General features: G+C 60.9%; 13 protein-coding genes. 7 read left to right on the top strand and 6 right to left on the bottom strand.

The genetic code is table 11. The annotated features are described in order from the left end of the window. Window positions 1-147: 147 nt before the first annotated feature. The 4 genes from MA884_RS05615 to glnA form a co-directional block, all read right to left on the bottom strand. The gene (locus tag MA884_RS05615) at window positions 148-771 is read right to left on the bottom strand and encodes a DUF4124 domain-containing protein (protein WP_256229452.1); all 624 of its coding nucleotides are present in this window, start codon (window positions 769-771) and stop codon (window positions 148-150) included. Then, window positions 768-1,286 carry a DUF4124 domain-containing protein gene (locus tag MA884_RS05610; RefSeq protein ID WP_256229451.1) on the bottom strand — a complete coding sequence of 173 codons (519 nt, stop codon included), beginning with the start codon at window positions 1,284-1,286 and terminating at the stop codon, window positions 768-770. Before MA884_RS05610 ends, MA884_RS05615 begins: the two co-directional genes overlap by 4 nt. Window positions 1,287-1,556: 270 nt before the next feature. Next, the gene (locus MA884_RS05605) at window positions 1,557-2,114 is read right to left on the bottom strand and encodes a chorismate mutase (protein ID WP_256229450.1); all 558 of its coding nucleotides are present in this window, start codon (window positions 2,112-2,114) and stop codon (window positions 1,557-1,559) included. Window positions 2,115-2,236: 122 nt separating this feature from the next. Next, window positions 2,237-3,643, bottom strand: a complete 1,407-nt coding sequence (gene glnA / locus MA884_RS05600) for a type I glutamate--ammonia ligase (RefSeq protein ID WP_003196860.1) — start codon at window positions 3,641-3,643, stop codon at window positions 2,237-2,239. Between the two features lie 328 nt (window positions 3,644-3,971). Here glnA and thiI point away from each other — a divergent pair, with 328 nt between their 5' ends. Both thiI and typA read left to right on the top strand, forming a co-directional pair. Beyond that, window positions 3,972-5,426, top strand: a complete 1,455-nt coding sequence (gene thiI, locus MA884_RS05595) for a tRNA uracil 4-sulfurtransferase ThiI (protein ID WP_256229449.1) — start codon at window positions 3,972-3,974, stop codon at window positions 5,424-5,426. Window positions 5,427-5,564: 138 nt separating this feature from the next. Next, window positions 5,565-7,385 (top strand): translational GTPase TypA, encoded by a 1,821-nt coding sequence (gene typA / locus MA884_RS05590; RefSeq protein ID WP_256229448.1) that lies wholly within the window; start codon window positions 5,565-5,567, stop codon window positions 7,383-7,385. Between the two features lie 225 nt (window positions 7,386-7,610). On the opposite strand, the gene MA884_RS05585 is transcribed toward typA, so the two are convergent. Beyond that, window positions 7,611-8,048 (bottom strand): YkgJ family cysteine cluster protein, encoded by a 438-nt coding sequence (locus tag MA884_RS05585; protein WP_256229447.1) that lies wholly within the window; start codon window positions 8,046-8,048, stop codon window positions 7,611-7,613. Between the two features lie 254 nt (window positions 8,049-8,302). Between MA884_RS05585 and MA884_RS05580 the strand changes: the two genes are divergently transcribed. From MA884_RS05580 to MA884_RS05560, 5 genes are all read left to right on the top strand, one after another. Beyond that, window positions 8,303-10,753, top strand: a complete 2,451-nt coding sequence (locus MA884_RS05580; RefSeq protein ID WP_256229446.1) for a glycogen/starch/alpha-glucan phosphorylase — start codon at window positions 8,303-8,305, stop codon at window positions 10,751-10,753. 286 nt (window positions 10,754-11,039) lie between these two features. After that, the gene (locus MA884_RS05575; RefSeq protein WP_256229445.1) at window positions 11,040-14,624 is read left to right on the top strand and encodes a DUF2339 domain-containing protein; all 3,585 of its coding nucleotides are present in this window, start codon (window positions 11,040-11,042) and stop codon (window positions 14,622-14,624) included. Beyond that, window positions 14,621-15,985, top strand: coding sequence for a DUF3999 domain-containing protein (locus tag MA884_RS05570; protein ID WP_256229444.1), 1,365 nt, complete (start codon window positions 14,621-14,623; stop codon window positions 15,983-15,985). Before MA884_RS05575 ends, MA884_RS05570 begins: the two co-directional genes overlap by 4 nt. Window positions 15,986-16,211: 226 nt before the next feature. Next, on the top strand, window positions 16,212-17,222 hold the full coding sequence (locus MA884_RS05565; RefSeq protein WP_047226923.1) for a class 1 fructose-bisphosphatase: 1,011 nt from the start codon (window positions 16,212-16,214) through the stop codon (window positions 17,220-17,222). Window positions 17,223-17,225: 3 nt separating this feature from the next. Then, the gene (locus MA884_RS05560) at window positions 17,226-17,822 is read left to right on the top strand and encodes a DUF924 family protein (protein WP_256229443.1); all 597 of its coding nucleotides are present in this window, start codon (window positions 17,226-17,228) and stop codon (window positions 17,820-17,822) included. Window positions 17,823-17,950: 128 nt separating this feature from the next. On the opposite strand, the gene MA884_RS05555 is transcribed toward MA884_RS05560, so the two are convergent. Further along, window positions 17,951-19,843 carry a methyl-accepting chemotaxis protein gene (locus tag MA884_RS05555; protein ID WP_256229442.1) on the bottom strand — a complete coding sequence of 631 codons (1,893 nt, stop codon included), beginning with the start codon at window positions 19,841-19,843 and terminating at the stop codon, window positions 17,951-17,953. Window positions 19,844-20,073: the final 230 nt, after the last annotated feature.

The following is a 20,073-nucleotide window of genomic DNA, read 5'->3' as shown; positions in this document are numbered from 1 at the left end:
AAAGAAGCGTTTAGAGCCTCAAACGAACCTTTTTCGCCCGATCGCGTGGCGTTCTGCCAGCTTTTTCGGGTACTTTCGAACCAAAATGGGCTGGAATTTGAGTAGGGTGCAGACACTTGCACCAATATAGTGCGCCATCCGGAGGCGTTAGAAAAACGGCAGGATGCTGCTTTGCTCTTCAGCCGGCTTATCGGCGAGGGGACATTCGGGGCGCTGGCCGTAATCGGCTGTGGCGCAGGGTTTGATGCGGCGTTTTTGCGCCAGGGAAATGCGCTGCATGTGGAAAGGCTGATTGGCGGTGCGTTCGACGATACGGTCCTGCTCATCGAGGATCTCCACCGCCAGATGATGGCTGCCTCGATCGATGTTGCCCAGGGCGAACACCGGGCTGGGCCCCGGTTCGTCGGTGGGATTGCCGTCCAGTAGCAGGCGGTAGCGGTGGCCTTTTTGCAAACCGGGTTCGCTGGTGACCGTGACGATCAGTTCCCCCGCTGTGCTGCGTATCGTGGCATCCGGTTCCGGGATCAGCAGCCGCAGCATTTCGTAACGGAACATTGGATCGGGCTTTTCTGCGGGCGCCGGCACCGAGGCTGCGCCGGAGGGCGGTGTCGCCATCCGGTTGGCGGGTGGCAGTTGCACTTTTTGGGCGTTACCGGGACGTGGTTGATCGGTGAAGACGCGATTGCCTTGAGCGTCGATGTAGGTATAGATCTGCGCCGCCCCCGGCAGCGCGGCCAGGGACAGGCACAGCGCGAGCAGCCAACGGATCATGGGCGGTGCACCCGTTGCACGGTGAAGATGACGGTTTCGCTCTGTTGCACAAGATGTTCGCCGTCGATGACCTGCACCGCCAGGCTGTGCTCGCCCCGGTCGATATTGACCAATTGCAGGCGCGGCACATTGCTCGGCTGGCCATAGGGCTGGCCGTCCAGCAACAACCTGAACAGATGAGGGCTTTGCAGGCGCGGCCGAGCCAGGACGCCAACGGTGAAGGTGCCGTTGTTGGCGCGCAAAGCCTCTTCGCTGGGGATGTCCGTCAGCTCCAGGGTTTCGTAGGCATCGGCTGATTCGTCGTAGGTCGAGGCGGGTGTGGGTGCATCCGCCGTGGCCGGGGGCTGGGGCTCGACGCTGTTGAGCGGCGGCAGGTCCACCGCCTGGGCCGGCACGCCATCAGGCGGCTGGTTGCTATAGGCGGTGTTGCCGTCGGCGTCGGTGTATTTGTAGATCTGTGCGGCGGCTGGCAGTGACAACAGCAACAACAGAATTCCTGGAAAGCCACGACCCATAAAATCAACCGAAAACCAAAAGTGTTGGATTGCAGCATAGGTCAGCGGAGGCGCTTGGCCCAAGTTGTTGCATGCAATCCATTGTGGGAACCGTCTCAGCCTCCAGGCTCGACACTGGCCCCCTGTGGGAGCGGGCTTGCTCGCGAAAGCGGAGTGTCAGTCACTGGAGTGCTGGATGTGCCGGCCTCTTCGCGAGCAAGCCCGCTCCCACATTGGAGTTGCGGTGTCCACAGCCTCCAGGCTCGCTCCCACAGGGGGAGATGTGTGGGGTCAGGTTTTTTTGAGCACGCACAACTCTGCGGTCGCTCGAACCAGCGCCATTTGCCGCAATGGGTCGTCACTGACGGTATGGGTGGCCTGGGCCAACCATTGTGGGCATTGCGGGTCGGTGCGGTAGGAGCTGAAGTCGGCCAGTTGTTGCAGCAGGCGTTTTTGCAGTTGATCCAGTTGCGGGCGGATCTGCCCAACCAGGTCCGGGCGCGGGGCGTCCGGGGCTTTGCCTTGCAATTGCCAGTCGGACAGGTGCGCGTATTGCACCAGTTTGTTGGCTTCTATTTGTGCGGCGAAAAACGCCTCTACCGCTGTGCTGCTCAGTTTGTAAGCCGATGCCTGGGCGACGGCTGCGGCGATCACCTCGCGTTCGCGCTGGCGATCTTCCACTGGTTTGCGGCTGTCCCATTTGCTCAAGGCGACTTGGTCGGCAATGGCCAGGCGCTCGCCTATGGTGCCCAGCAGCGGGGCGAGGGTGGCGGGTGCGGTGGCGGCCTGGGCGGCGGTGCCCAGCAACGCGGCAGACAGAGCAAGGCAGAATGAAAGGCGGGAAGTCATGGGTGATCTCGTCTTCGAACAGTGGAGGGCGCAGACAATCATGCACGTAACCTGCGCCCATAAAAAAGGCCTCCCGAAGGAGGCCTCTCTTTATTCACGCCGCGTGGGGCGGCACTACCGGATCAGCAGCTGTAGTACAGCTCATATTCCAGTGGGTGTACGAAGGTGCGGACCTTGATTTCTTCTTCGCTTTTCAGTGCGATGTAAGCGTCGATGAAGTCATCGCTGAATACGCCGCCCTTGGTCAGGAACGCACGGCCCTTGTCCAGCTCTTCCAGGGCTTCTTTGAGGCTGCCACACACCTGTGGAATTTCCTTGGCCTCTTCAGGCGGCAGGTCATACAGGTTTTTGTCGGCGGCATCGCCAGGGTGGATCTTGTTCTGGATGCCGTCCAGGCCGGCCATCATCAGTGCGGCGAAGGCCAGGTACGGGTTGGCAGCCGGATCCGGGAAACGGGCTTCGATACGGCGAGCCTTAGGGCTGTTGACGTAAGGAATACGGATCGAAGCGGAGCGGTTGCGAGCCGAATAGGCCAGCATGACCGGCGCTTCAAAGCCAGGCACCAGACGCTTGTAGGAGTTGGTCGACGGGTTGGTGAAGCCGTTCAGGGCCTTACCGTGCTTGATGATACCGCCGATGAAGTACAGGGCGGTGTCCGACAGGCCGGCATAACCTTCGCCTGCGAAGGTGTTCTTGCCGTCTTTGGAGATCGACATGTGCACGTGCATGCCCGAACCGTTGTCGCCGTACAGAGGCTTCGGCATGAAGGTCGCGGTGCGGCCGTAGGCATCAGCAACGTTGTGTACGCAGTACTTCAGGGTCTGGACTTCGTCAGCCTTCTTGACCAGCGTGTTGAATTTCACGCCGATTTCGTTCTGGCCGGCAGTCGCCACTTCGTGGTGGTGAACTTCGACGGTCTGGCCCATTTCTTCCAGTGCGTTGCACATGGAGGTACGGATTTCGTGGTCATGGTCGAACGGAGGAACCGGGAAGTAGCCGCCCTTGATGCCTGGACGGTGGCCTTTGTTGCCGCCTTCCACGTCCTGGTCGGACATCCACGAACCCTGTTCGGAGAAGATCTTGAACATGGAACCGGAGATGTCGGACTTGAACTTGACCGAGTCGAAGATGAAGAACTCAGGCTCAGGACCGAAGAATGCGGTGTCGCCGATACCGGTGGACTTCAGGTATTCCTCGGCGCGGTGGGCGATGGCGCGTGGGTCGCGGTCATAGCCTTGCATGGTCGAAGGTTCGATGATGTCGCAAACCAGGATCAGGGTCGGCTCTTCGGTGAACGGGTCCAGGACAGCAGTTTCGTCGTCCGGCATCAGGATCATGTCGGAGGCTTCGATGCCTTTCCAGCCAGAGATGGAGGAGCCGTCGAACATCTTCCCGATTTCAAAGAATTCGTCGTCCAGCGCATCACGGGCCGGCATGGTCACGTGATGTTGAGTGCCTTTGGTGTCAGTGAAGCGCAGATCAATCCACTTGACGTCATGATCTTTGATGAGTTGAACCGACTTCGACATATGTCCTCCGGGTGGCTTCGGGCGGGTAATGGTGTGCCCTTAGATATGGGTGATGCCGGCGCGAATACTCTGCCAAGGCAACCTGCCTCACAAGGGAGCAATTTGCATGCCAGTGCCCCAGCATGGGTTTTTTGCACCAAATCCACGCTTTTAAAGCCTTGAAGCCCGGATTGTCGAACAATTGCGCACTGCAATGTGGCGCGACTTGTGAGTGGTGACCTGTTTTGGTGCGTCGAAAACCGAGTGCACATTAACTGGTTAAACCTTGAGCAATTTCCGCTATAATCCGCGCCCCCCTTTTTCGGCTGGCCGTTCGCGCGCTGTTTTCATGAAACTAATCGTAAAAGTCTTCCCCGAGATCACCATCAAGAGCCGCCCGGTACGGATGCGTTTCATCCGCCAGCTGGCCAAGAACATCCGTGCCGTGCTCCGCGATCTGGACCCGGCTGTGGTGGTGAACGGCGTGTGGGACAACCTCGAGCTGGAAACCCGCGTCAGCGAACCCAAGATCCTCAAGGAAATGACCGAGCGCCTGAGTTGCATGCCGGGCATTGCGCATTTCCTGCAGGTCGATGAATACCCGCTGGGGGATTTCGACGACATCCTGGCCAAGTGCAAGCTTCATTACGGTGATGCTCTGGCCGGCAAGATTTTCTCGGTGCGTTGCAAGCGTGCAGGCAAACACCCGTTCAGCTCGATGGATGTGGAGAGATACGTCGGCAGCCAGTTGCGCCAGCAGTGCGGCGCCGCTGGAATCTCATTGAAAGAACCGCAAATCGAAGTGCGCATTGAAATTCGCGACCAACGGTTGTTCGTGATCCACAGTCAGCACGACGGCATTGGCGGTTACCCGCTGGGTTCGCTGGAGCAGACCCTTGTGCTGATGTCCGGCGGTTTCGACTCCACGGTCGCGGCCTACCAGATCATGCGTCGCGGGCTGATGAGCCATTTCTGCTTCTTCAATCTCGGCGGGCGCGCCCATGAACTGGGCGTAATGGAAGTGGCGCACTTCATCTGGAAGAAGTATGGCAGCTCCCAACGCGTGTTATTTGTGAGCGTACCGTTCGAGGAAGTCCTGGGCGAGATTCTCGGCAAAGTCGATAACAGTCATATGGGCGTCATTTTGAAGCGTATGATGTTGCGTGCCGCGTCCAGCATCGCCGATCGGTTGCACATCGATGCGCTGGTCACCGGCGAGGCGATCTCGCAGGTGTCGAGCCAGACGCTGCCGAACCTGTCAGTGATCGACTGTGTCACCGAAAAACTGGTGCTGCGCCCACTGATCGCCAGCCACAAGCAGGACATCATCGACCAGGCCAATGAAATCGGCACCGCCGAGTTTGCCCGGCACATGCCGGAGTACTGCGGGGTCATCTCGGTCAATCCGAAGACGGCGGCCAAGCGCGGGCGGGTGGAGCACGAAGAGAAAGAATTCGACATGGCGGTGCTCGAGCGTGCGCTCGAAAACGCCAGGCTGGTGCCAATTGATCGGGTAATCGATGAATTGGGCCAGGACATACAGATTGAAGAAGTCGGCGAAGCGCTGGCCGGTCAGATCATCATCGACATCCGTCACCCGGATGACGCCGAAGACGACCCGCTGAGTGTCGCCGGTATCGAGGTACAAACGATGCCGTTCTATGCAGTGAACGCGCGTTTCAAGGAACTGGACCCTACTCGCCAGTACCTGTTGTATTGCGACAAAGGCGTGATGAGTCGCCTGCATGCCCACCATTTGCTCAGTGAGGGGCATGCCAATGTGCGCGTTTATCGACCGAGCTAAGTGCCCGGGGCTGTTTGCCTGTGGCCTGCGTCACCGGCCCCCCGACGCCGCCGGCAAGCTGTAACGGCTTTGTCGGACTCAACGTAAATCGCTGCCACGACCTGTCAGCACACCGAATCCTCTGATCGAGATACACAAGTGATCGAAAATCTACGCAACATCGCCATCATTGCTCACGTTGACCACGGTAAGACCACCCTGGTAGACAAACTCTTGCGTCAATCCGGCACCCTGGAGCGCAACGAGCTCAACGACGAGCGCGTGATGGACTCCAACGACCAGGAAAAAGAGCGCGGTATTACCATCCTGGCGAAAAACACCGCCATCAACTGGAATGGCTACCACATCAACATCGTGGACACCCCGGGCCACGCCGACTTCGGTGGTGAAGTAGAGCGCGTAATGTCGATGGTCGACTCCGTGCTGCTGCTGGTCGATGCCCAGGACGGCCCTATGCCGCAAACCCGTTTCGTGACCAAGAAGGCTTTCGAAGCCGGCCTGCGTCCGATCGTGGTCATCAACAAGGTTGACCGTCCAGGCGCGCGTCCGGACTGGGTTCTGGATCAGATTTTCGACCTGTTCGACAACCTGGGCGCCACCGAAGAACAGCTGGACTTCAAAGTCGTCTACGCCTCGGCCCTGAACGGTATTGCCGGTCTGGACCACACCAACATGGCCGAAGACATGACCCCGCTGTACCAGTCGATCGTCGACGACGTACCTGCGCCGAAAGTCGACCGTGACGGTCCGTTCCAGATGCAAATCTCGGCCCTGGACTACAACAGCTTCCTGGGTGTGATCGGTGTTGGCCGTATCGCCCGTGGTCGCATCAAGCCGAACACGCCGGTCGTGGCTATCGACGCCGACGGCAAGAAGCGCAACGGTCGTATCCTCAAGCTGATGGGTCACCACGGCCTGCACCGCATTGACGTTGACGAGGCAGCTGCCGGCGACATCGTCTGCATCAGCGGCTTCGAGCAACTGTTCATCTCCGACACCCTGTGCGACCCACTGAACGTCGAAGCGATGAAGCCGTTGACCGTCGACGAGCCAACCGTTTCCATGACCTTCCAGGTCAACGACTCGCCATTCTGCGGTAAAGAAGGCAAGTTCGTGACCAGCCGTAACATCAAGGAGCGTCTGGACAAGGAGCTGCTCTACAACGTGGCACTGCGCGTTGAAGAAGGCGACTCGGCCGACAAGTTCAAGGTTTCCGGCCGTGGTGAGTTGCACCTCTCGGTTCTGATCGAAACCATGCGTCGCGAAGGCTTCGAAATGGGCGTGGGTCGTCCTGAAGTGATCATCCGTATGGTTGACGGCGTCAAGCACGAACCGTACGAAAACGTGACCATCGACCTGCCGGAAGAATCCCAGGGCGCGATCATGGAACAAATGGGCCTGCGCAAGGGCGACCTGACCAACATGGTTCCGGATGGCAAGGGCCGTGTGCGCCTTGAGTACAACATCCCGGCCCGTGGCCTGATCGGTTTCCGTAACGAGTTCCTGACCCTGACCTCCGGTGGCGGCATCCTGACTTCGATCTTCGATCGTTACGACGTGATGAAGTCCGGCGACATGTCCGGCCGTCAGAACGGTGTTCTGGTATCGGTTGCTACCGGCAAGGCACTGACCTACTCGCTGGAAACCCTGCAAGCGCGCGGCAAGCTGTTCGTCGAGCACGGCCAGGACATCTACGAAGGTCAAATCGTCGGCCTCAACAGCCGCGACAACGACCTGGGCGTGAACCCAACCAAAGGCAAGAAGCTCGACAACATGCGTGCTTCGGGCAAGGACGAAACCATCGCCCTGGTTCCGCCGGTCAAGTTCACCCTGGAGCAAGCGCTGGAGTTCGTGCAGGAAGACGAACTGTGCGAAGTGACGCCTAAGTCGATTCGCCTGCGTAAGAAGATCCTTGGCGAAAGCGAGCGTACCCGCGCTGCCAAGAAAAGCGGTAACTGAGTTTCGACTTAGTTAATGGCTGAAAAAAACGCCCCTGATTGTGAGATCGGGGGCGTTTTTTTATGCCTGGAAATTATGCGTCGCTTCTTAGGGCCCTATCGCGAGCAGGCTCGCTCCCACAGTGGATTTTCAGCGGATACAGATGTTGTGTCCGGCATAAATCCAGTGTGGGAGCGAGCCTGCTCGCGATGACAATGGTTCAGGCACTAAAGAGTCAGCGGCTGATCAGAACTTGTCCAACGTCCGAGGATTACGCTCGCGCACCACTGCCTTGGGCTGGTAGGCGCAATACCCTGGCCTCGGCCCGACTCGCGGATGGTTGCGGCAGGTGTCCGGGCGTTTCTCGTAAATGGTGCACAACCGGCTCTTGCGATCCAGATACAGGCAATCGTTGTTGCTCATGCGCTGAAGCGTGAAGATTTCGGATTTCTGGTTATAGCGCTCGACGATCCCTTCCTTTTGCAGGCGCTTGGCGATGTTTTTCGGCGGGTCGCCCAGCTCGAACTCATCGACGATGCCGATCCGGATCAGGTCCTTGATCTTGACCTCCACCGGCAGTGTGCAGCAGCTCGACACGCAGGAACCGCACATTGGCGCGGAGTACTTGGCCCAGGTATCGATTCGGTCGATCTCCGCGGCGGCGATCAGGTTGGGCTTCATCATCAAGGTTTACCAGCATGCATCAGGGCGCGCGATCATACCGGGACTGGTGAAATTTTGAACGACCATCTGCCGGTTTTTTTTCGAGCCTGGCAAAACTTTTCCTGGACCGGCACGGCCCCTGCATTCATTCGCTCATATGGCAATTCCCTGGCGGCGATTCTCCGGCACCACGGAAAAACCAACGAACCTGCGCCTGTAGCGCCTGTCAGACCGTCTAGGCTCAGACAATTTCATGCTCGTTCGAGGTCTCACCAATGACTCAAGAACCACTTGTTCGCGAAGCCGAAGTGGCTGCATTTCGCGATGCCGTGTTGACCAAACTCACTTACGCCGTTGGCAAGGACCCGGATCATGCGTTTGATCACGACTGGTTCGAAGCCATTGCCCTGGCCGCCCGCGACCATATGGTCGAGCACTGGATGGACCACACGCGACAGATCTACCGCAAGGGCCAGAAGCGCGTCTATTACCTTTCCCTGGAATTTCTCATCGGTCGCTTGCTCTATGACAGCCTGAGCAACCTCGGCCTGCTGGACACCGCCCGCGAAGCCCTGACCGAACTGGGCGTGGATCTGGAGCGCATTCGGCTGCTCGAACCCGATGCGGCGTTGGGCAACGGCGGCCTCGGCCGATTGGCGGCCTGTTTCATGGAAAGCATGTCCACCCTGGGCATTGCCGGCCATGGCTACGGCATTCGTTACGAGCACGGCCTGTTTCGACAGGCGATCGTCGATGGCTGGCAGCAGGAGCAAACCGAACACTGGCTGGATTTCGGCAACCCCTGGGAGTTCGAGCGGCCTGAAGTGGTCTACCCGATCGGCTTCGGCGGCAGCGTCGAGACCGTGACCGACGCCTCCGGCAATACCAAGCAAATCTGGTCCCCAGGCGAAACCGTGCGAGCCATCGCCTATGACACGCCCGTGGTGGGTTGGCGCGGTGCCAGCGTCAACACCCTGCGTCTCTGGCGCGCCCGCGCCATGGAAGAGCTGCACCTGGAACGCTTCAATGCCGGCGACCATTTGGGCGCTGTGGCGGAAGTGGCCCGGGCCGAAAGTATCTCCCGCGTGCTATACCCGGCCGACAGCACCGAGGCGGGCCAAGAACTGCGTCTGCGCCAGGAGTATTTCTTTGTGGCCGCCTCGTTGCAGGATTTGTTGCGCCGTCATCGCAACATGCACACCTCGGTGTTGACCTTGGGTGATCACGCGGCGATCCAGCTCAACGACACCCACCCGTCCATCGCCGTGGCCGAATTGATGCGTCAATTGGTGGACGTCTACGACGTGGCCTGGGACGCCGCCTGGCAGATCACCCAGGACACGCTCTCCTACACCAACCACACGCTGTTGCCCGAAGCCCTGGAAACCTGGCCGGTGGGGCTGATGGAACGCATGTTGCCGCGGCACATGCAGATCATCTACCTGATCAATGCCCAACACATCGATTCTCTGCGGTCCAAGGGCGTGCACGATTTCGACGTGCTGCGCGCGGTGTCATTGATTGAGGAAGACAATGGTCGCCGGGTGCGCATGGGCAACCTCGCGTTCCTCGGTTCCCACAGTGTCAACGGCGTATCGGCGTTGCACACGCAATTGATGCGCAACACGGTGTTTTCCGAGCTGCACACGCTCTACCCCGAACGGATCAACAACAAGACCAACGGCATCACTTTCCGCCGCTGGTTGTTCCAGGCCAACGCTGAATTGACCTCGATGATGGTCGATGCCCTGGGGCCGAGCGTGCTCGACAACCCCGAGGAGCGGCTGGTCGAGCTGGAGCCGTTCGCTGATCAACCGGCGTTCCGCAAACAGTTCGCCGAACAGCGCCTGCACAGCAAAAAGGCCTTGGCGCACCTGATTCACGAACGGTTGGGTATTGCCGTGAACCCGGCGGCGATGTTCGACGTGCAGGTCAAGCGGATCCATGAATACAAGCGCCAGTTGCTCAACCTGATGCACACCGTGGCGCTGTACCAGGCAATCCGCGCCGAACCGGAAGTGGACTGGGTGCCGCGGGTGAAAATTTTCGCGGGCAAGGCCGCCGCCAGCTATCACCAGGCCAAGTTGATCATCAAGCTGACCAACGATATTGCCCGGGTGGTGAACAACGACCCGACCGTGCGCGGCCTGCTCAAAGTGGTGTTCCTGCCCAACTACAACGTCAGCCTGGCCGAAAGCATCATCCCGGCGGCGGACCTTTCCGAGCAGATTTCCACGGCCGGTTTTGAGGCGTCAGGCACCAGTAACATGAAGTTCGGTCTTAACGGCGCGCTGACCATCGGCACCATGGACGGCGCCAACGTGGAGATGCATGAGCGCGTGGGCGGTGAGCACATGTTCATCTTCGGCCTGACGGCCGAGCAGGTGGAGGCTCGCAAGCAGAACGGCGAGTTCAGCGCCGCGCCGGACATTGCCGCGTCTCATCGCCTCAACGATGTGTTGCAGGCCATTCGCGGCGGGGTGTTTTCGCCTGACGATCCGATGCGTTACACCGGGCTTGTCGACTCACTGGTGGATTACGATCGCTTTCTGGTCTGCGCCGACTTCGACGCTTACTGGGATGCCCAGGCCAGGGTCGAGGAGCGCTGGCACGACGCCCAGCAATGGTGGCGTTCGGCGGTGCTCAACACCGCGCGCATGGGCTGGTTTTCCTCCGACCGGACCATCCGTGAATACGCCACCGACATCTGGAAAGCCTTGGAGTAGCAGTTGCAGGAAATGTGAGCGAAGCCCAACGGTGGTTGGGCTTGGCCGATATACTAAGCGCCAGTTTCGCCGGGCTGTGTGGCCGGGTTCAGTACTGCAAGCGCCAGCAATCCATTGTGGGAGCGAGCCTGCTCGCGATAACGGTGTGTCAGCCAAATGTCTGTAGCTGACGGACCGCTATCGCGAGCAGGCTCGCTCCCACAAGGTTTGTGTGATTCCTCTAGACTGAAGCAGACACCGCATCACCCCGGTTACGTCAGCAAAGGGCCGCTTAGGGATATCGACCATGCAATGGATCTTGACGCTGTTAGGCCTGGCACTCGGCTGGGTGGTGGATGAGTCGTTCGCCGATGCGCTGATAGGCGCGTTGCTAGGCCTTGGCATCGCTCAGGGGATTGGTCTGCGTCGCCTCGGTGCTCACGCCGCCGAACAGCAGAACCAGTTGCAAACGGCCCAGCGCGCCTTGAGCGCACTGGAGCAGCGGCTGATCGCGCTTGAGCTCAGCACTGTCGCAGCCTCGAGCGAACCTGCGCCATCGCCCGAGATCGTCGTGGCCCAGGCACCAGAATCCGAAATCCAACCTGAGCCGGAGCTGGTCTGGGAACTGCCGCCGGACCTTGAAGTCCTTCCGGCGATGACCGCACAAGCCGGCCAGCCGTTGCCCGACGACGTATGGAGGCCTGCGCCGGTCGCCCCCAAACCCGTTCAATCGGAACCAGTTGCCCCTCTTGGTCCGAATCTGCTCGAGCGTGCCGTGGCGGGCGGGCGTAACTGGCTGTTTGGCGGTAATACCGTGCTGCGGGTCGGCGTGGTGCTGTTGTTCCTCGGCCTGGCGTTTCTGCTGCGCTATGCCACTGAAGGCATGGTCGTGCCCATCGAGTTGCGTTACGCCAGCGTCGCGTCCAGTGCGGTAGGCCTGCTGGGCCTGGGCTGGTGGCTGCGCCAACGCAACAGCAACTACGCGCTGATGTTGCAGGGCACCGGGATCGCGGTGCTGTACCTGACCGTGTTCGCCGCCATGCGCCTGCATCCGCTGCTCGACTCCAAAGCAGCCTTGGGCTTGCTGGTGGCGGTCACGGTGTTCTCGGCGATTTTGGCGGTGACCCAGAATGCCCTCGGCCTTGCTGCGGTGGCGGCGTTGGGCGGGTTTGCCGCGCCGATCCTGACGTCCACCGGCAGCGGCAACCACATCGCGCTGTTCAGCTACTTCATCCTGCTCAATGCCGGCATCCTGGCGATTGCCTGGTTCAAGGCCTGGCGTCTGCTCAACCTGATTGGTTTTGTCGGCACCTTTGGCATCGGTTTCGCCTGGGGCTTGCGCTCTTATGGGCCAGAACTGCTCTGGAGCACCGAGCCGTTCCTGATTGTTTTCTTCCTGATGTACCTGGCGATCGGCTTGTTGTTCACCCGACGCAAGCTGCTGGAAATGGGCGATGGCCCCGAGCACGAAAGCCGCGATGCGCTGTTGCGCTGGTCGGTGCGCAAGGGCGACTACGTGGACGGCACCCTGCTGTTCGGCCCGCCGCTGGTGGGGTTCGGTTTGCAGTTCGCGCTGGTGCAGCATCTAGAGTTCGCCGCTGCGTTCAGCGCCTTGGCCCTGGGCATGATCTACATGGGGCTGGCGCGGGTATTGATGGGGGGTCGCGCCGTCCTGTTGGCCGAAACCTGCCTCGCTCTGGGGGTGATTTTTGCCAGCCTGGCGATTCCCCTGGGCCTCGACGCCCGGTGGACTGCGGCGGCATGGGCCGTGGAAGGGGCGGGGATTTTCTGGCTGGGCCTTCGTCAGCAGCGGCCATTGGCACGGGCTTTTGCCTTGCTGCTGCAACTGGGCTCGGCACTGGCCTTTGTCAGCGAGTTGCGTCAGGGCGACAGCAGCCTGATCGATGGCGCACCGCTGGGCGCGTTGATGCTGGGTGGCGCCTTGCTGTTCAGTTTCTACCAATTGCGCAAGACCGCGCCTGAGCACACCACCCGTTGGGAGCGCCACGGCCTGCCGGTGCTGGCTGTGCTGGGGTTGAGTTTTCTCTATCTGCTGGCGCCGCTGTTCTTCTTCACTCACGGCACCGCCATCGCCTGGGCTTTGGCCGGTCTGGCCACGCTGTTCGCGGGCCTGCGCCTGCAATCACGCAGCTTCCTGTTTACCGCGTTCGCGGTGCAACTGCTGGGCGGCGCGCTGTTCCTGTTGCGTTTGCAGGGGGCCGAAGGGGATTCGACCGCCGTGTTCAGCGCTGGCTGGAGCGGTTTGCTCAGCGCCTCCCTGATTGGCTTGGCGCTGATTGGCGGCATGCTGCTGGCGGCGCGCGATGACATGGTGCGCAACGATGTCCGATTGCTGCGCGGGTTGTCGGTGGTGCTGCTGGCGGGGTTGGTGCTGATCAACCTCGCCGTGCTCTTCGTCCTGCCCTGGCAAACGGCGAGCGGTGTATGGGCGGCCAGTGGCCTGTTGATCATCTGGCTGAGCCTGTACCTGAAGCAGCGCGTGAGTTTTGTGTTTGGCCTGCTGTTGCAGTTGATCGGTGGCGCGGCGTTCCTTGCCGCCGGGGCGGCGCTGCTCGGGCCGCTGAGTGCCGAGGATCTGCGGCCCCTGGCTCACAGCGGGTTCTGGACGCCGCTGGTGCTGGGGTTGGCGGCGCTGGTGGGCGCATGGCGATTGCAGCGGGGCCATCCTTCGGCGGTATTCCAGGCCTTGAGCTTGCAGCGTTTGTCCGAGTTGCTGCTGGTCTGGGGCGCAGGCTGGTGGGCGCTGGCGTGGGTCAGCGAAGTGCTGCGCTTTGCTCCGCAGAACCTGCAAGGTCATTTGTTGCTGATCGTCGCGGCAATCAGTGTGGCGCTGTGGACATTGCTGGCGCTGCGTTTGAAATGGCCGGTGATGGGGTTGCTATGTACCTTGCTGATTCTGGCGGCGGGCTGCGTGCTGGTCGCGACCGGGCACAGCCGTTATCACCCGGCGGCGGATTTTGGCTGGCTGGCCTGGTTGGCTGTGTTCGCCGTGCATTTCCTTTCCCTGAAACGCCTGGCGCCGATGCTGCCGGCCCGGGCGTGCAGCACCGCCCATGTGCTCGGTTGCTGGCTGCTCATCGGCATACTGGCGCTGGAGCTGCGCTATGCCCTGCTGCTGTTGTCCGAGCAGTACAACGCCTGGCGCTGGCTGGGTTGGGCGATTCTGCCGAGCCTGTACCTGGTGCTGATGGCCGCGCCACGCACCTGGCCATGGCCGGTCTCGGCTTACCCTCGCGAATATCGCGTGTACGCGGCGGCGCCCCTGGCGCTGTTGATGCTGGGCTGGTTCTGGCTGGCCAACACTTTCAGCGACGGCAGCGCCGAACCGTTGCCCTATGTGCCACTGCTCAACCCGCTGGAGCTGGGCTTGCTGTTCGCCTTGTTTGGCGTCTACGCATGGGCTCGCAGCACGGTAGCGCAACAGGCAATCCGATGGGGTCATGCCGGACACCTCGCCCAGTTGATCGCCGGCGTGTCGCTGTTCGCGTTCTTCACCGCCGTGGTGATGCGCAGTGCCCACCATTGGATCGGAGTGCCGTTTGAGCCGGAGGCGTTGCTCGAATCCATGTTTGTGCAGGCCGGGCTGTCCATCGTCTGGACCCTGATTGCCTTGGGCCTGATGATCGGCGGACATCTGCGCCATCGTCGTGAGGTGTGGCTGATCGGTGCAGCGTTGATCGCCGTGGTGGTGGCCAAACTGTTCTTTGTCGAATTGAGTAACCGTGGCGGTCTGGCGCGGATCGTGTCGTTTATCGGCGTGGGTGTATTGCTGTTGGTAGTGGGCTACTTCGCGCCGCTGCCGCCAAAACGCCCGGAAGGGGGCTCGCGGACCGAGCCGCCAATACCTGTCAGTGAGGGAGTGTCGTCTTGAGTCGCAAGTTGAGTCGGATCGGGCTGGGCGTGGCGGGGTTGTGGCTGGCCTTGTCGGTGACGGCCCAGGAACAACCAGCGGATTTCGCCCATCAGGTGCCATTGGCTTTGAGCGGCGAGGGGCCGTGGTATCGCCTGGCGTTGCCTCTGGAGATTCAGTTGCAAGCGCGGCAGACCGACCTGAGCGACCTGCGGGTGTTCAACGCCGCCGGGCAGGCCCAGGCCTATGCCCTTGTTCGCGAGACTGCCCGGAGCCGGGAAAACCGCACCACCGACGTGAAGTGGTTCCCGTTGTACAACGCCGCTGATGACAACGAGCGCGCGCCCAGCGTACGGGTGCAATCGAGCGCCAACGGCACGCTGGTGCAGGTGCAGCCGTCCAGCCGGCTCGAAGCGGGGGAGGAGGAGTTGCGCGGTTGGCTGCTGGATGCCAGTGCGATCAAGGCGCCCTTGCAGCAGTTGATCCTTGACTGGACCAGCGAGCGCGACGGCTTCCAGCGCTTCACCATCGAAGCCAGTGACGACTTGCAACACTGGCAGGCGTGGGGCGAAGGCCAAGTGGCGCGGCTGACCTTTGCTGATGAGCGGGTGGAGCAGCATGAGGTCAGCTTGCCGGGACAACCGGCGCGTTATCTGCGGTTGTTATGGGAATCGCCGTCATCGGCGCCGGTGTTGACCTCGGTCCAGTTGCAGAGCGGCAGTCGCGAAAGCCTGCCGTTGCCGTTGGCCTGGTCGCAGCCATTGGCCGGCAGCACCACGAAGGCTGGGCAATACACCTGGCAGTTGCCCATGGGGCTGAATATCGAGCAGGTGCAGGTCGAACTGAGCCAGGCCAACAGCCTGGCGCCGGTGACCCTGGCCGGACGGCGTGAAAGCAGCCAGCCGTGGCAAACACTGAACAGCGGTTTGCTCTATCGCCTGACCCAGAACGGCCAGGATGTACTGCAAAACCAATTGCAACTGTCGGGGCAGACCGTGCAGCAATTGAGGCTGACGGTGGACGAACGGGGCGGCGGCCTCGGTGCCGAAGCGCCGGCCTTGCGTTTTGCCGTGCGCCCGACCCAGGTGGTGTTCCTGGCGCGGGGCGAGGGCCCCTACAGCCTGGCACTGGGCAATGCGACGGTGAAAGCGGCCAGCCTGCCAATGGCCACGCTGGTACCCGACTACAAGCCGTCACGCCTGGCGACGCTGGGTACGGCGAAGGCGAATGGTGTTGCGACCTCGGCGCCGGCTGCCGCAACACCCACTGTCGAAACCAACTGGAAGAAAATCGGCTTGTGGGCGGTGTTGCTGATCAGCGTACTGGTCCTCGCGGCGATGGCCTTCAGCTTGCTGCGCAAGCCGCCGGTCAAATCCCCGTAGGAGCTGTCGAGTGCAACGAGGCTGCGATCTTGTCCCAGACACTTGAATCGGGAATGAAAGATCAAGATCAAAAGATCGCAGCCTCGCTTCGCTCGGCAGCTCCTACAGGGGTTGCCAGGGCCGGATATGAACTCAATCCCCTATAACCCGTCTCATAGGAGGAATTAAGTCCCGACTCGCGCTAAACTGCGCAGGTTTTTCCGCCCCCTATTCTTCGGAGCCGTCCATGTCCCGCGTTACCTTGAGTCGCTATTTGATTGAGCAGACCCGCAGCAACAACACCCCTGCCGATCTGCGCTTTTTGATCGAAGTGGTGGCGCGTGCGTGCAAGGAAATCAGCCACGCCGTATCCAAAGGCGCCCTGGGTGGTGTCCTGGGCAGTATGGGCACCGAAAACGTGCAGGGCGAAGTGCAGAAGAAGCTCGACGTGCTCTCTAACGAAATCCTGCTCGAAGCCAACGAATGGGGCGGTCACCTGGCCGGCATGGCGTCCGAGGAAATGGACAACGCTTACCAGATCCCGGGCAAATACCCCAAGGGTGCCTACCTGTTGGTGTTCGACCCACTGGACGGTTCGTCGAACATCGATATCAACGCGCCGGTGGGCACCATCTTCTCGGTACTGCGTTGCCCGAACGAGTACCTGAGCCAGAACGAAGCCTTGAATGAAAAGGCGTTCCTGCAGCCAGGCACCGAACAGGTAGCCGCTGGCTATGCCATCTATGGCCCGCAGACCATGCTGGTGCTGACCCTGGGCGACGGCGTCAAAGGTTTCACTCTGGACCGTGAGATGGGCAGCTTCGTACTGACCCACGAAGACATCACCATTCCGGAAACCACCCAGGAATTCGCCATCAACATGTCCAACCAGCGACACTGGGAAGCCCCGGTACAACGCTACGTTGGCGAATTGCTGGCCGGTGAAGAAGGTCCGCTGAAGAAGAATTACAACATGCGCTGGGTCGCCGCGATGGTCGCGGACGTGCACCGCATCCTGACCCGCGGCGGTCTGTTCATGTACCCGCGCGACAGCCGCGAGCCGTCCAAGCCGGGCAAACTGCGCCTGATGTACGAAGCCAACCCGATGTCGTTCCTGGTGGAGCAGGCCGGTGGTGCTTCCACTGACGGTCACCAGCGTATTCTCGACATCCAGCCTGAAGGCCTGCACCAGCGTGTGGCGGTGTTCCTGGGTTCGAAGGAAGAAGTCGCCCGCGCGACCGCCTACCACAAGGAATAAATCATGGCCCAGCCCTGGCAGTCGTTGCTCGATTGGTGGTTTGGCTCAGCCAAATCGCCGGACGAAATAGCCGCTGACAAAGGCAAGCTATGGTTTGGCAAGCGCCATGATCGCCAGGCGCACGAGCGCTTTGGCGATCAGGTCGAGCAGGCACTGGCCGGCGAATTGACCGATTGGGCGCAACGCCCCGAAGGCTGGCTGGCCCTGGTGCTGTTGCTTGATCAGCTCCCGCGAATGATCTTTCGCGACACTCCCAAGGCTTTTTCCGGTGACCTGCGTGCCCAAGCGCTGGTAGCCCAAGGCATGGCGGCGGGTTTTGACCGGCAACTCGAACCGATCCAGCGGGTGTTCATCTACCTGGTGCTCGAACATTGTGAAAACCTGGCGGTGCAGAATGAAGCGGTTTCCCGTTTCATCGAGCTGACCCGCGAGCAGCCCGAGGCGGATCGGGCGGTGTTCGAAGACAACCTGGATTACGCCGAGCGGCATCAGAAGATCATTGCGCGGTTTGGGCGCTTTCCCCATCGCAATGCGGTGTTGGGGCGTGAGTCCACGGCTGATGAAATCGAGTTTTTGAACAGGCCTGGGTCGCGGTTCTAATTTTGCGCTGCGGCGCCTACCGCTATCGCGAGCAGGCTCGCTCCCACAGTTGATCTCCAGTGCCCCCGGATTTTGTATCCGACAGAGATCGGTGTGGGAGCGAGCCTGCGATAGGGCTCGCCCTGGTGCTATATCCGGAAACTGCCCACCAACTGTTTCAACCGCGCCGCCTGCTGTTCAAGGTCGGCACAGGCCCGCAATGTGGCTTGCAGGTTTTCCACGCCTTCCTGGTTCAGCGTGTTGATTTCGGTGATGTCGACGTTGATTGATTCCACCACGGCGGTCTGTTCTTCGGTGGCGGTGGCCACGGACTGGTTCATGCCGTCGATTTCACCGATGCGCTGAGTCACGCTGCCCAGGCGTTCGCCGGCCTGGTTGGCGATGCCGACGCTACTTTCGCTCTGGCGCTGGCTGTCGGTCATGGTCAGGACCGCTTCCCGGGCGCCGACTTGCAGTTCTTCGATCATCTTCTGCACCTGCTGCGCCGAATCCTGGGTGCGATGAGCCAGGTTGCGCACTTCATCGGCCACCACCGCGAAGCCGCGCCCGGCTTCACCGGCCCGGGCGGCTTCGATGGCGGCGTTCAGAGCGAGCAGATTGGTCTGTTGGGAAATGCTGGTGATCACCTCAAGGATCTGGCCGATGTTCACCGTGTTGCTGTTCAGGGTTTCGATGTTGCCGCACGAATCGCTGATCTTGGCGGACAACTGCTGCATGGCGGTGATGGTCTTATCCACCACTTCTTGACCGTCTTCGGCCAGGCTGCGGGCATCGCTGGAATGTTGCGAGGCTAGGGCGGCGTTCTGGGCGATTTCCTGGGCGGCGGCACCGAGCTGGTTGATCGCCGCGGCCACGCTGCTGGTGCGCGAAGCCTGCTGGTCGGAGTTGACCATCGACGAGTTGGACGCGCTGACCACGCGCAGCGCGACTTCGTTGACCAGACCGGTGGCCGAGGCCACTTCGCGGATCGACGTGTGGATGCGCTCCACGAAACGGTTGAACGAGGTGCCCAAGGCGCCGAATTCGTCCTGGCCATGGATGGTCAGGCGGCGGGTCAGGTCGCCTTCGCCTTCGGCGATGTCATGCATAGCGCGGCCCATGGTCAGCAGCGGTTGCATCAGCACGCGGATCAGCATGCCCAGCAGGGCGATGATGAACACTACGGCAATGACCATGGCGATCAGCGCTGACGTACGGAACTCGCTGAGCATCGCCAGGGCAGTGTCCTTGTCGAGCACCAGCGCCACGTACCAGTCGGCCCCCGGCACGCCGTTGACCCGCGTGAAGGAGATGTATTGGGCCTTGCCGTCGAGTTCGACTTCCTTCATGCCTGGGCTGACTTGCAGTGCGCCGTTAGGGTAGGCCTCAGCCAGGGTTTTGAGCACGCGCTTGCTGTCAGGGTGGATGAGGATCTTGCCGTCGGCGCTGACGATGAACGCATGGCCGTGGCCGCCGAAGTTCAACGAGTTGATGATGGCGCTGACGCTCGACAGGTCGATGTCCGCACCGGCTACGCCGATCATCTGGTTCTGATGCTGTACTGGGGTGGCAACGGTAATCACCAGTTTGCCCGACGAGGCGGCGATGTAGGGTTCGGTGACGATGGTTTGTTGCGCGCTGTTGGCGGCCTTGTACCAGCCACGGGCGCGGGGATCGTAGTCGGCCGCACGATTGCCGGCCGGCACCGAGAACATCACGCCGTCAGTGCCGCCGAAATAGCTGAGCTGGAAGTTGCCGGTGTAGGCCGGTAGACCCACGGCGCGTTTGAGGCTGTCGGCATTGCTGCCATCCACCGCAATCTGCTGGGCCAGCGATTGCAGCAATTGGGTGCGGCCTTCGACCCAGGTTTGAATGTTACGGCTGGTCAGGCTGCCGAGCGCCTGCATGGAGGTCTCGGTGCTGGCATGCAGGCCCTGGCGCTGACGGTAATCGTTGAACAGGATGAAGCAGGCGAATGCAGTGGCTACCACAAGCGCAGCAGCCAGCAGGATTTTGTGGCTGAATTTCATGTTTTTGGTCATTAAGAACGCTACCGCAGAGGAGCTGGTCAGGAAGGGGCGCCAATTTGCCATAACACCTGGCATCGCGCTGCTCTTTTTATCGGCTCCAAAGCGCTTTGAATCAGGCGTGCGCAGGCTAATCCCGACGAAATACACGACGGCGTCACAAACTGATTGATTCATCCATGAAACACCTGCCCAAAGCCCAACAAATACTGGGTCTGTCAGGGAACCAGATAGGGGTTTTCTCT

This window comes from Pseudomonas sp. Q11 (genome assembly GCF_024494355.1).
Classification (GTDB): domain Bacteria; phylum Pseudomonadota; class Gammaproteobacteria; order Pseudomonadales; family Pseudomonadaceae; genus Aquipseudomonas; species Aquipseudomonas hefeiensis.
The sequence above is the reverse complement of the archived record's forward strand: the minus strand, read 5'-3'. Positions and strand labels throughout refer to the sequence as shown.